The following is a 14280-nucleotide window of genomic DNA, read 5'->3' on the forward strand; positions in this document are numbered from 1 at the left end:
TTTAAGGAGTGTGTTTAATATGCTGAATTACATCAAATTATCTCAATAATTATTAGTAGGAATAGCTCAAAATAAGTGGCTAAACTTTATAAATCAAAATAAATGGATAGATTCAAAAAAAAAAAAAATTAAAAAGTTGTTGTACTATTGGGCTGATAAGCAAAATTGAAGGTGTAATATCTACCTGTAGAAGTAAGATCTGGTGCTGCAGGTGCATCTTTGTAATAACTTAGGATTTCAAATTTTGCGTATTTCCCATCATGTGTTTTTATAACAAATATCTTTCCCGCTTTAGACGATATAAGATGGGTATTAGAATTGTAATCGTACCACGCATTATCTCCAGACTTTGGAAAAGCATAAATCGCAGCTGCATCTTGTTTAAAGGTTGACGCTAAGGGAATCGATTTTATAGTTGAAAATGCACCAGAAACAATGCTTACAGCAGCATTTCCCGTTCTGTTTGGCTCATCGACAATACCAATTTTAGCTCCTCCGTTTACAATAATTACAGTACCACGAAAAGCTACATCCCAATTATCACTGGTTACAATTTTATTTTCAGAAAAACTGAATTTTGTGAATGCACCGCCTTCAGGTTGTCCTTGTCCCCCTGTGGCTGGAGCCGGAAGATTAGTGAATTTTTGAGTTATAACTGCTGGAACTAGCTCCTCCTTTTTATCATCATTACTACAAGATGTTGTGAAAATTACTAGTGCTAAAAGCGAAAGTTTTAAAAAATTTGTTCTCATTGTAAAAGTGTTTAAATAAATATTAATTAAAAATTGAATTGAATTCGTGCAAAAAGTTGTCTTCCAGAAAGATTAGGAATTTGATTGGGCTCTTTATAATCAAGTAAATTATTAGCACCGATTTGAAAAAGTAATGTATCCGAAATGTATTTTGAAGCCGATAAATTGGTAATAAAATAATCATCTACAAACGTGTCGTATTTATCCAGTATTTGATTACCATTGCTATCAAACATTCCGTATTTACTTCTGTAAAAAATACGCAAATTGATATCTGTTTTTATAGTTGAAATAGTGTATAATAGTTTGAGATTGGCAGTATGTTTCGAGCGATTGTAAAATCCGAAATAATCTGATTTATCAATTTTTATCGTTTGTAGTTCGTTGTTTCTTATGTATTGATAGTCTTGAAAGTGTTCCGAAATCGATTTGTCTTTTGCTGTTAGATATTGATAACCAAAAGAAACCATTACATCTTTAGTGAAGTTATAATTCGAATTCAGTTCTAATCCATACGTAAAAACAGCATTAGTATTAAAATAACTAAAAATACTCTGACCATTATTTTTTTGAGCAACTGCCTTAGTATCAATTAAATTATGAATAGAATTATAAAATGTGTTTACCTCTAATTTAAATTTTTCCTTTTTGTAAAAAGTTCCAAAATTACAATTCACAGCACTTTCTGCTTGTAATGGTTCATCAAAATTAATCCCTGATTCTTTTTTCAATATTTGATCTTGCATCTCATTTAATCGCGCTTCAGCTACATTATATCCCAAAACGGTATATCCTACTGATGGATTTGTAAAATCGAAATACAATTGGCGAAAATCTGGTGCCTTGTATCCGTATCCAACAGATGTTTTTAAAGAAAAATTAGTGTTAATTTTATAATTCAACGCTAATTTTGGACTTAACTGTGAGGCGTATTCACTGTGATTATCGTACCTAAATCCCGCTAGAATATTCCATTTTTGGTTTGGGTTGTAATCATACTGCACAAAAACATATTGAGAATTAAATTTGACAATAGCATTAAAATAAGTTCTATCTAAAGTTTCCTGATTCATTCCTATTCCTGCTGTTAACTTATTTTTATTAATAGAGAAAGTAGTTCTTATTTCAGGTCTAAAAAGCCATTGATTGTAAAAGGTTTGATCGTAAAGCACTTTACTTTCATCCTCTAAGAAGGAATTGTTTTTATAATTCGTTGCATATAATTCATACTCAAAATACAACTTTGAATTCAACTTGTGTTCTACCTTAACTTGAGAATTCCATTCCTTTTCTTCAGCATCACCTTTGTAATATTCAGTTTCAATGAGGGCGACATTATTCATATTCTGATTGTAAAAGCGATTGCTTATAATTAGCTTAACTTTTTTAGAAAAATCATAATACAATTTGGGATTAATGGTGTAATTATAAAATTTTTCAACATTTTTTAAAGGTGTTGCTTTATCCAAATCAAATCCGTCAGAAGAATAAAAGTTAGCGAATACATTAGCAGAAAACCTGTTCTTTTTCCAGAGCAGATTAGCATTCAAGTCATTGGTATTGAAAGTTGCATATCGATAGGAAAAATTACCTGACAGCATATCTTTTTTAGGTTTTTTTGTAATTACATTGATCACACCGCCCATTGCTTCTGAGCCATATAAAGCAGAAGATGCCCCTTTTACAATCTCAATTCTATCTATATTCCCTACTGATATTCTTGATAAATCTAAAACTCCTGCATTTCTACCAACAATTGGAACGCCATCAATTAGTACTAACGTGTAGGCTGCGTCTAAACCTTGAATCTGAATCCCCTCAAAACCACTTTCATCAGGAATTAAAATAATACCTGTTTGCTCGCTTAAAATTTCATTTAATCGAGTAACTCCTGTTTTCTCAATTTCTTTGGCAGTTATTATACTTATTGGCAAGGGTAAGGAAGAAAGTACTCTTTCAGTTCTTGTCGCTGTAACAACCTTAACTTCTAATAATTCCTTAACAACTAAACTGTCTTTTTGCACTTGTTGCGCAAAGGAAAATTGACAAAAAAGAAGAGTGATATAAAGAGTATTTTTAAATTTCATTATATTTATTTAGACTTAATAATTTCTACAAAAGTAGTCTTATTTTTATTTATTCTAAATAAACTTTATATATTTGTCAAAAATTTTTAATTAATAAAATCAACTATGTTAACAAAAAAACTCTATTTATCTGCATTAATGACAGTTACAACTCTAACAAGCTTTAGTCAAGAAATCAAAAAAAGTGAAGATATAAAAGCGATCAAAGCCATGTGTGGTTGTTATGAAGTAAAATTCAATTTTGCAGAAACATTTCAATATTCAAAAGACAGCGTTAATTACAAACCATCTGCGACAAAACATGACAATGGTTTAGAATGGGTAGAATTAGTAGAAGATACACCCAACAAAATAATGCTACAACACTTATTAATTGTGAGTGACGACATGATTATCAAACATTGGAGACAAGATTGGCTTTATGAAAACACTAATTTGTATCGTTTTGACAAAGACAATACTTGGAAATTTACTAAGTTGAATAAGATGGATGTAAAAGGACAATGGACTCAAAAAGTATTTCAAGTTGACGATAGTCCAAGATATGAAGGAACTGCTTCTTGGGTTCATATTGACGGAAAAGACTATTGGAAAAATACAACGGATGCTCCATTACCTAGAAGAGAAGATACCAAACGCAAAGATTATAATGTCTTGAAAAGAAGAAACATTCATGAAATCACTAAAACAGGTTGGAACCATGAACAAGATAATGATAAAATTTTAAGAACAGAAGCAGGAAAAGATTACCTACTTGCTCAAGAAAAAGGAATGGATATTTATACTAAAGTAGCCGATTCTAAATGTATCGCTGCTCAAAATTGGTGGAAAGAAAACAATAATCTATGGAAAAATATAAGAACGAAATGGGATACTGTTTATGATCAAAACAAAGATATAAAATTGGAAAAAAAAGTAAATAAAAAGACTTTGTATTCCCAACTATTTGACTTAAAACCAAATGCAACAAAAGACCAAACGGATAGCATTATTGACAATTTTGTTATCAAAAAATAAAATAACAACTGAATATTTTTAAAAACAAAAGCCGATAATTTTAAATTATCGGCTTTTGTTTTATAATGAATTATAAAATAAACTACATTCTTTCTGGAACATTAATTCCTAGTAATTTAAAAGAAGAAGCAATAACATCGGCTACTTTTTTTGATAATTGCACTCGGAATATTTTCTTTTCTAAATCTTCTTCACCTAAAATAGGAACTGCTTGATAGAACGAATTGTACTCGCGAACTAAGTCATAAGTATAATTTGCCAATAAAGCGGGACTATGATGTTGTGCAGCATTTTGAATCACTTCTGGAAACAACTCTAATTGCTTTACTAATTCTTTTTCTTTTTCGTGAAGTGTTGTTATTTCTGATTTATTTGTAAAATCGAAATTAGCCTTACGAATTATAGATTGAATTCTGGCGTAAGTATATTGAATAAACGGTCCTGTATTTCCAGCAAAATCAACAGATTCCTCTGGATTAAATAAGATTCGTTTTTTAGGATCTACTTTTAAAATGTAATATTTTAAAGCTCCAAGACCAATAGTATTATATAATTTTGCTTTTTCATCAGCATTATACGTATCTAATTTACCTAAATCTTCAGCAATTTTTTGAGCTGTATCGGTCATTTCTTGCATCAAATCATCGGCATCAACTACCGTTCCTTCACGGCTTTTCATTTTACCCGAAGGTAAATCTACCATTCCGTAAGACAAATGAAATAAGTTTTTAGACCAATCAAAACCTAATTTTTTCAAGATTAAGAATAACACTTTAAAGTGATAATCTTGCTCATTTCCAACGGTATAAACCATTCCTCCTACATCAGGAAAATCCTTTACACGCTGAATTGCCGTTCCAATATCTTGCGTCATATATACGGCTGTTCCGTCAGAACGCAATACAATTTTACGATCTAAACCTTCTTCGGTCAAATCAATCCAAACTGAACCATCTGGATCTTTCTCGAAAACACCTTTATCTAAACCTATCTGAACGACATCTTTTCCTAATAAATAAGTATTACTTTCATAATAATAAGTATCAAAATCTACTCCTAGATTTTTGTAGCTAATAGCAAAACCATCATAAACCCATTGGTTCATCATTTTCCAAAGCGTAATTACGGCTTCATCTCCTGCTTCCCATTTCAAAAGCATTTCTTGTGCTTCTAAAATAATTGGCGCTTGTTTTTTGGCTTCTTCTTCCGTTTTTCCAGCGCTAATTAATTGCGCTATTTCTTCTTTATAGGCTTTATCAAAAGCAACATAGTAGTTCCCTACTAATTTATCTCCTTTAAGACCAGTTGATTCGGGAGTTTGTCCGTTACCGAATTTCTGCCAAGCCAACATGGATTTACAAATATGAATTCCTCTGTCATTAATGACTTGGGTTTTATATACTTTTTTACCTGAAGCTTTTATAATTTCGGCAACAGAATATCCTAAAAGATTATTACGTACGTGACCTAAATGCAGTGGTTTGTTAGTATTTGGCGAAGAGTATTCAACCATAACTGCTTTATCCTCTGGATTAGGAGTTACAAAACCAAAGGACTCAATGTTTTTTATTTCATTAAAGAAATTTAAATAATAGTCATCCGAAATAACAATATTTAAAAATCCAGAAACCACATTAAAACGACTTACGGCTGCCAAATTTTCGACTAAATATGTTCCAATTTTATTACCTAATTCAACTGGATTACTTTTTACCAATTTCAGTAAAGGAAAAATTACCATGGTAATATCTCCTTCAAATTCTTTCCGAGTAGTTTGAAATTCAATTTTTTCAACAGTAACATCAAATAAAGCATTCACGGCTTTTTCAATAGCGGGCGTAAGAATCTGTGGTAATGTCATTTTGTGTACTTTTTTAAGGGTGCAAAGATAGTGATTCTGCGGGAATTTTAAAATTGAAGAATGAGATAATTTCCTATTCATTATGAGTTGTTTAGTTTTTATTTTCAACAAACAGATTTATTTTTCAAAAAAAATCTGTAACAAATAATAATTTATGCAGTCTTACTAAGTAACATTAAGTAATTATTTAATGGATTAAAGTTTAAACATCAATCAAATCACAATCAAATCACAATCAATCATGAAAATCAAATTAACACTAATTTGCTTTATTGCAACGCTCTTTTCGTTGCAGGCACAAACAGCTGTCAAACCAACACTTTTAGAAAACTCAGGAAGTATTTCAGGTAAGGTAATTGACCAAAAAACGAACGAACCTTTAGCTTATGTAAACATTACAATAAAGGAAAACAACAAAATTATTACCGGCGGAATTACCTCTGAAAAAGGATTGTTTCAAATCAAGAATTTAGCCTTAAAAGATTATGTGGTAGAAATTCAATTTATTGGATACAAAACCATCACAAAATCAGCAAAACTTACTGAGAATACTACTTTAAACTTAAACACCATTTCCCTTGAGGAAGATGCCATTGAACTAAAAGGAGTTTCAGTAATTAGCGAGCGTTCTACAATTGAACAAAAAATTGATAGAAAAGTAATTAATGTCGGAAAAGACCTTACGACTTCGGGAGCTACGGCTTCGGATATTATGAGTAACATTCCTTCTGTAAATGTTGATCAGGACGGAAAAATATCTTTGAGAGGAAATGAAAATGTTAGGATTTTAATAGATGGTCGTCCTAGCAATATTGATGCTGCACAATTACTAAAACAAATTCCTTCTACTTCTATTAAGAAAATTGAATTAATCACCAATCCAAGTGCAAAATATAATCCAGAAGGAATGTCAGGAATTATTAATATTGTTTTGCATAAAAATGCTAGTGATGGGTTTAATGCCAGTATAAATACGGGACTAACTTTTGCCAAAAAACCAAAAATTAATAGTTCTACTAACATGAACTATAGAACTGGAAAATTAAACTTTTTTGGAACTTACGGGAATAACTTTGGTAAGAAACTCAATGAGGGAAATATCCTGAGATTAGATGACCTTAGCAATCAACATCTTGATATCATCAATAACGATAAATCCCATTTGTTTAAAATTGGAATGGATTATTACATCAATGATAAAAACACCTTGTCTGTTTATACAAATCAAAACAAACAACTTGGAAATGCACAAATCGATGTTGCTATTACAAATCCTGATGCCTCCAAAAACCTATTTCAAAATTCGAAATATAAAGGAAATAACACTGACGGAACCTACAATTTAGCCTTTAAACATTTAACAAAAAAAGAAGGAGAGTCATTAGATTTAGAAATCAATCACAGTATTTATACTGGAGATGAAATTTCAAATTTCCGTACCGCTTTTACTAATCCTATAATTCCTAGTAGTAGTTATAGAGACAACATCAACGAAAAAAGACAAAACTCTATCGTTAATCTTGATTACGTAAACCCTTTGAACGAAAAAAGCAAATTGGAATTAGGTGCAGAAACTAGAATTGTTAGAACGGACAATAATTATGTTACTACAAACAGCGCTTTATCAAATTCTAATTATCAATACGATTTAGACATTAATTCGGCTTACGTAACTTTTGGACAAAAATTTAGTAAAATTGGTTATCAATTGGGTGCTCGTCTGGAAAGCTATAAAGTGAATGCGAAACTAAATAACACTGTTGCTTTCAAGGACGATTATATTACGGTATATCCATCAGCGTCGATGACATATTCTCCTAGCGAGAAAGATCAATTTCAAATTAGTTACAGTCGCCGTGTAGACAGACCTAGTTTAGACCAAACCAAACCAATAAGAGAATTTAGTACTCCAAGAATTACCTCTATTGGAAATCCCGAATTACAACCTCAATTTACAAATTCTGTCGAAGTAAATTATACAAAAACCATTACTAAAGGATCGATCACTACAGGTGTTTTTGTGAGATCTATTAATAACGAAATTAACCGAATTATCTATCCAGACCCACAAAATCAAAATCAACAAATTCTAAGTTATGACAACTTTGATAATAATAGAGCGTATGGTTTTGAAGCCTCTTTAAATTATAAGATAAACAGTTGGTGGGATATTCAACCTGCGGTAGATTTCTCAAGCATTGCTCAAAAAGGATTGATTTCTGTTTACAATTCAACGTCAAATTCTTTTGACTTTGTAACAAAACAAGTTGATGCCGCTGCATTTAATGCTCGTTTTACAAGTAATTTTAAAGCCAATAAAAATCTTAGATTCCTTTTATTCGGTTTTTATAGATCGGGAGTTGATGGTGTTCAGTTTAATGGTAAGGAAATGTATAAAATTGATGCAGGTGGACGTTACTCTTTCTTAAAAGACAAGGCAACCTTAAGCATTCGTTTTAATGATATTTTCGACACAATGAAAGCTGGTTTTAGCGGAGACAATCCGTATCCTCAAGTAGGACAATTCAGTTGGGAAAGTCAATCGGTTTATGTAGGTTTTAATTATATGTTTGGTGCTGGAAAAAACAAAAGTTTACAGCGCAAACAAAGAGACAACAATACCAAAGAAGGTGGCGGAGGAATGTTTTAATGAAAAATTAGAGAATTAGTTTTTAATAGTTGTTATCCATAAAAAACCCGGAGTATGCCAACTCCGGGTTTTTTTATTGAATAATTCAATGATATCAAACTTTATTCTACCACTTAATAATAGCACTAGCCCAAGTAAATCCGCTACCAAAAGCAGCTAATACAATGGTATCTCCAGATTTTATTTTGCCTTGTTCCCATGCTTCGGTCAAAGCAATTGGAATAGATGCAGCTGTTGTGTTACCGTATTTTTGAATATTATTAAAAACTTGATCGTCGTTTAACTTAAATTTATTTTGAATAAATTGAGAAATTCTCAAATTTGCTTGATGCGGAATTAACATATCGATATCAGAAACCTCTAAATTATTAGCTTCTAAACCTTCATTGATTACTTCACTAAAACGAACTACTGCATTTTTAAATACAAATTGTCCATTCATGTGAGGAAAGTAACTCTCATCGTCTGGATCGTTATCCGCCAAAATATCAGATACCCAACGACCACCCATTCCTGGTGCTTTGAGCACTAACTCTTCAGCATGTTGTCCTTCAGAGTGTAAATGTGTTGATAAAATCCCTTTTGTCAAATCTTCTTCTCTACTCAAAACTGCTGCTCCTGCTCCATCTCCAAATATTACAGAAACACCACGACCGCGCGATGTCATATCTAATCCAGATGAATGTACTTCAGAACCAATCACCAAAATATTTTTATACATACCCGTTTTTATGTACTGATCTGCAACAGATAAAGCATAAATAAAACCAGAACATTGGTTTCTAACATCTAATGCGCCTATAGTTTTTAATCCCAAATCTCTTTGAACCAAAACTCCTGGTCCTGGAAAATAATAATCTGGACTCAAAGTAGCAAAAACAATAAAGTCAATATCCTCTTTAGCCACTCCAGAACGAGTAATTGCAATTTCAGCTGCTTTTACGCCAATTGATGTCGTGGTATCTTCACCAGGTACAATATGTCTTCTTTCTTGTATTCCTGTTCTCTCTTGAATCCATTCGTCATTAGTATCAATGAGTTTAGACAAATCATCATTTGTCACTACGTTTTCGGGAACATAAAATCCTAACCCTGTTATTTTTGAATGATACATATTATATTATTTTATTAAAATACGATTGCAAATTTATAACATACTTAAAAATATGAGCTACCAAATTACCATTATTTTAGCAATTTACAATTTTTATGCTTTTAAGAGAACTAAAACTGAATTCGAATTCACACAAATAAAAACATTAAAGGAATAATTTTGATGAATATCAAGCTCTTGCAAAAGTTAAAAAGAGTCATTTACTTTCAAATCTAATAACATTACTTTATTTTCGGTTGCTAATTTAAAATCACTTAAATCATGAAATTGAAAATTCCATTTTTTCTTTTCCTCGGACTGAGTTTAACCACCTATGCTCAAGAAAATCTCAGCTATCAAAAACCTTCTAAATCTATTTTAGAATTAGCCGATTATGAAAGAGCACCTTCAGTATCTATGGATACAAAAAAAGAATATTTATTATTATCCTATAGAAATACCTATAAATCATTAGATGATTTAAACCAAGACGAACTGCGATTGGGAGGTTTACGCATCAATCCCGTAACCAACATTTCTAGTACCGTTACGTATGTCAACAACCTTAAACTTCAAAAAGTAAGCGATAAGAAGGAGATGCAAGTTGCTGGATTGCCTGATAATCCTCGTATTAGCAATCTATCTTGGTCTCCAAACGATAAAAAAATTATTTTCTCACATACTACAAATACTGGGGTTGAACTTTGGGTAATTGATGTATCTACAGCAAAAGCTACAAAACTAACAGAAGCTACAGTCAATGCAAATCTTGGCAATCCATTCAGTTGGATGAATGACAATGAAACTATTTTGGTAAAAATGCTACCAAAAAATAGAGCTGCACTTTTAGATTCTAAAAAAGATCTTCCAACTGGTCCGATAATTTCGAATGCTGACGGAGAAAAATCTCAAAACAGAACGTATCCAGATATGTTGAAAAACAAGAATGATGAGATCAACTTTGAAAACATCATGACGTCTGAATTATATAAGATAAACTTAAACGGAACGGCTACTTTATTTCAAAAAGCAGCTATGTATGCAGGAGAAAGTTTCTCGCCAGACGGAAATTACTTGATGTTAAATACAATACAAAAACCGTTTTCCTATATTGTTCCCTTAAGTCGTTTTCCGATGAAAACAACTATATATGATGTTGCAGGAAAAGAAGTAAAGGTTGTAAATGAAGTGCCTCTTACAGAAATAATTCCTAAAGGTTTTATGGCCGTTAGAAAAGGAAGAAGAAACATGAGTTGGAGAGCAGACAAACCAGCAACATTAGTATATGCAGAAGCTTTAGATGGTGGAGATCCTGCTAATAAAGTAGATTATAGAGACGAGGTTTTTCTTTGGAACGCTCCTTTTACAACTGCTGCAACTTCATTGGTAAAAACACCTCAACGCTACAGCAGAATGATTTGGGGAAATGACAATATTGCAATTGCAACAGACGAATGGTACGATACTCGTAATACTAAAACTTATTTAATCAATCCATCAAATCCGAGTCAAGAACCAAAAGTAATTTTTGATAGAAATTCACAAGATTCTTATTCTAATCCGGGGAACTTTGAAACCAAAAAAAATCAATACAATAGATATGTTTTGGCTATAGAAAATGACAATGCATTTCTTATAGGTGATGGATTTACTAAAAATGGTCAATTTCCTTTTATCACAGAATATAATTTAAAAACATTGCAATCAAAACGTCTTTACACATCTGCATATACAGATAAAAAAGAGGATATCATTGAAATTGAAGATTTCAAAAAAGGAACGGTTTTAGTACAAATACAATCTAAAAACGAATATCCTAATTACTACATTAGAAATATTAAAGAGAAAAACAAACTTACTCCAATTACTGCCTTTAAAAATCCTTTTGAGAGTATCAAGAACGTAAGCAAAGAAGTAATCAAGTACAAACGTAAAGATGGTGTTGAGTTATCGGGAACATTATATTTACCGGTAGGTTATGACAAAGTAAAGAAAGAAAAAATGCCATTGCTTATTTGGGCCTATCCAGCAGAATACAAAGACAAAAACTCAGCAGGGCAAGTTACTCAAAATCCAAATGAATTTACATTTCCTAGCTATGGTTCCTTTGTATATTGGGTAACCAAAGGTTATGTGGTTCTTGATGATGCTGCTTTCCCAATTATTGGAGAAGGAACAACTGAACCAAACGATAATTTTATTTCGCAATTAGTTGATAATGCCGAAGCAGCAATTAATGCTGTTGATGCTTTAGGATACATCAATAGAAAAAAAGTAGCTGTTGGCGGTCATTCTTATGGTGCATTTATGACAGCTAACTTGTTAACACATTCAAATTTATTTGCTTGTGGAATTGCTAGAAGTGGCGCATACAATAGAACACTAACTCCATTTGGTTTTCAAAGTGAGCAACGTAATTACTGGGAAACTCCCGAAGTTTATAATACGATGTCACCGTTTATGAATGCTGATAAAATGAAAACACCGATGCTTTTGGTACATGGTGAAGCAGATAATAATCCAGGAACATTTACCTTACAAACAGAACGTTATTTTCAAGCGTTAAAAGGATTGGGTGCTCCCGCAAGAATGGTCATTTTACCAAAAGAATCTCATGGATATGCTGCGAAAGAAAACATATTGCACTTATTATGGGAACAAGATCAGTTTTTAGAGAAGTATTTGAAGAATTAAGCTACTTACCACTAAGAAATATGTTTTATTGCCACAAAGTCAAAAAGTTTTTAAGGTTGATTAAATTCACGCCTTTTTGCTTCATCGGCAAATGATTCAAAAATTTAAAATGACTGAATCTACGATTAAAAATAAGCTTAATTATAATAAATGGAAAACCCCGAAAATCATTGAATTTCGGGGTTTTTTATTTTAAGCTAGCATTAAGTGTACTTCCTGATTTATTTCTAATTCTGTATCGTGCTCAAAGAAAATAGCTCTTCGCTCAAAAGCAGCTTTGACTAAGTAATGACTGCCTTTATAATAGCATTGTTTTACTACAACTTGCATCACTCCACTGTCAACCAATTTTAGTTGATGTGGATAAAGTAATAAAAACTCATCCTCTTCTTCTTCGATAGGAATTAATTGAGATAATTTCAATTCATTAACCTCGCCAAAAAGAGAAGCTGTATATTTATTAATTGGATTTTCATACACCAGCTTCGAATTTCCTTTTACAACCAGTTTTCCGTTTTGAATCACTATCGTTTCATCAGAAAAAGCCAAAGCGTCTGTACTATCGTGAGTTGCAATGATACACGTAACACCTTTATCTTTCAAGTATTTAAATAAATTGCGACGCAATGAATTCTTTCTAAAAGAATCGATTTGACTAAAAGGTTCATCTAGTAATAAAATTTCTGGTTCTAACGCCAAAACTCTAGCCAATGCCACTCTTTGTTGTTGGCCACCACTCAAAAATTTTGCTTTTACTTTGGCGAAAGCGGTCATTTCGACCATGTCTAACAACTCATAAACACGTTGTTTCTTTTCATCCGGAAACATGTTCGATAAAAACTTACCTACATTTTCCTCTACCGTAATATAAGGCATTAAATCAAAATCTTGCGCTAAATATTTGATATAATCTTCTCCTGGAACCAGATTATGCTTGGGTCCCAAAATAGTATTTTCATTATAGGTTATTACTCCAGCATCTAAATCGTATAAACCATAAATAAGTTTTAGCAAAGTACTTTTTCCACAGCCACTTTCGCCAATAATCGCTGTATTTTGACCTTTTTCAATCGTAAAACTAACTTCCTGAATTACCGGAATATCAATATACGTGAAGGATATGTTATTTATCTCTAGCATCATCTTTATTTGAGAGCACAAATTTACAATGTTTAATTTGCTTATACCACGATTTATTTAGGTTTATAATTGATTTTCCACACAGATAAAACTTCATTAATAATAATATTTAACTTTTAAAAAAATACATTAATAAATTATTTTTTTTAGTTTGAAATAAGCAACTGAAGGTTACTATTTAAAACTGAAAATTTTAGTATTATCAAATCATTCAAAACAAATCATAAAAAAAGGCTGCTTCTAGAAGAAACAGCCTTAAATTTTATTGTAATGTTTGCTTATTTTTTACTTTCAGCTTCAGCGTCTTTGATCATTTTATCATTTGCAGTAATAGCAAATTCTACACGACGGTTTTGGCTTCTTCCTTCAACTGTTTCATTAGAAGCAATTGGATCAGCAATACCTAAACCAGTAACCTGAAATCTACTAGAAGAAACACCTTTACTATTTAAGTATGATTTTACAGCTCCAGCTCTTTCTCCTGAAAGTTTCAAGTTATAATCAGCAGCACCTGTATTATCAGTATAACCGTAAATAGTAATATTAGTATCTGGATATTCAGCAAAAACTGGAACTAATTTATCTAAATTAGCTTTAGCAGCAGCAGTCAAAGATGATTTATTAGTATCAAATCGTACTGCATTTTCATTTAAAACTAATTTAATACCTTCTCCAACACGAACTACTTCAGCTCCTGGAAGAACTTGATCAATTTGTCTTGCTTGTTTGTCCATTTTATTACCAATAACTCCACCGGCAACTCCACCAACAACTCCACCAAGAACCGCTCCCATTGCACCATTACCACCTTTACCAAGATTGTTACCTAAAACTCCTCCTAATACAGCTCCTGCAACAGCACCTATTCCTGCTCCTCTTTGCGTTTTGTTTGTGTTTTTTACCGCTTCACAGCTCGTAAACATTGAACCTATAACCATTATTGTTGCTATTGCAACTATTGAAATCTTTTTCATAATTGTATTTTT

9 protein-coding genes are annotated in these 14280 nt (G+C 31.8%); 3 read left to right on the plus strand and 6 right to left on the minus strand.

The features are described from left to right. Nucleotides 1-128 precede the first annotated feature (128 nt). Nucleotides 129-752 (minus strand): HmuY family protein, encoded by a 624-nt coding sequence (locus J3S90_RS01010; protein WP_210644114.1) that lies wholly within the window; start codon nt 750-752, stop codon nt 129-131. A gap of 26 nt (nt 753-778) precedes the next feature. Then, nucleotides 779-2839 carry a TonB-dependent receptor plug domain-containing protein gene (locus J3S90_RS01015; protein ID WP_210644116.1) on the minus strand — a complete coding sequence of 687 codons (2061 nt, stop codon included), beginning with the start codon at nt 2837-2839 and terminating at the stop codon, nt 779-781. A 105-nt stretch (nt 2840-2944) separates the two neighbouring features. Here J3S90_RS01015 and J3S90_RS01020 point away from each other — a divergent pair, with 105 nt between their 5' ends. After that, nucleotides 2945-3856 carry a DUF6607 family protein gene (locus J3S90_RS01020; RefSeq protein WP_210644118.1) on the plus strand — a complete coding sequence of 304 codons (912 nt, stop codon included), beginning with the start codon at nt 2945-2947 and terminating at the stop codon, nt 3854-3856. A gap of 82 nt (nt 3857-3938) precedes the next feature. Here the strand turns inward: J3S90_RS01020 and argS are convergent, their stop codons facing one another. Next, entirely contained in the window at nt 3939-5717 is a 1779-nt protein-coding gene (gene argS, locus J3S90_RS01025) for an arginine--tRNA ligase (RefSeq protein ID WP_210644120.1), read from the minus strand. 241 nt (nt 5718-5958) lie between these two features. Here argS and J3S90_RS01030 point away from each other — a divergent pair, with 241 nt between their 5' ends. Next, on the plus strand, nt 5959-8367 hold the full coding sequence (locus J3S90_RS01030) for a TonB-dependent receptor domain-containing protein (RefSeq protein ID WP_210644122.1): 2409 nt from the start codon (nt 5959-5961) through the stop codon (nt 8365-8367). Nucleotides 8368-8473: 106 nt separating this feature from the next. On the opposite strand, the gene J3S90_RS01035 is transcribed toward J3S90_RS01030, so the two are convergent. Continuing rightward, nucleotides 8474-9481, minus strand: a complete 1008-nt coding sequence (locus J3S90_RS01035; RefSeq protein WP_210644124.1) for a 3-oxoacyl-ACP synthase III family protein — start codon at nt 9479-9481, stop codon at nt 8474-8476. 261 nt (nt 9482-9742) lie between these two features. Here J3S90_RS01035 and J3S90_RS01040 point away from each other — a divergent pair, with 261 nt between their 5' ends. After that, nucleotides 9743-12154, plus strand: a complete 2412-nt coding sequence (locus tag J3S90_RS01040; RefSeq protein WP_210644126.1) for a S9 family peptidase — start codon at nt 9743-9745, stop codon at nt 12152-12154. 192 nt (nt 12155-12346) lie between these two features. On the opposite strand, the gene J3S90_RS01045 is transcribed toward J3S90_RS01040, so the two are convergent. Both J3S90_RS01045 and J3S90_RS01050 read right to left on the minus strand, forming a co-directional pair. After that, nucleotides 12347-13294, minus strand: coding sequence for an ABC transporter ATP-binding protein (locus tag J3S90_RS01045; RefSeq protein WP_210645492.1), 948 nt, complete (start codon nt 13292-13294; stop codon nt 12347-12349). Between the two features lie 278 nt (nt 13295-13572). Continuing rightward, the gene (locus J3S90_RS01050) at nt 13573-14268 is read right to left on the minus strand and encodes an OmpA family protein (protein ID WP_210644128.1); all 696 of its coding nucleotides are present in this window, start codon (nt 14266-14268) and stop codon (nt 13573-13575) included. Nucleotides 14269-14280 lie beyond the last annotated feature (12 nt).

Source organism: Flavobacterium flabelliforme (genome assembly GCF_017948675.1).
GTDB lineage: Bacteria > Bacteroidota > Bacteroidia > Flavobacteriales > Flavobacteriaceae > Flavobacterium > Flavobacterium pygoscelis.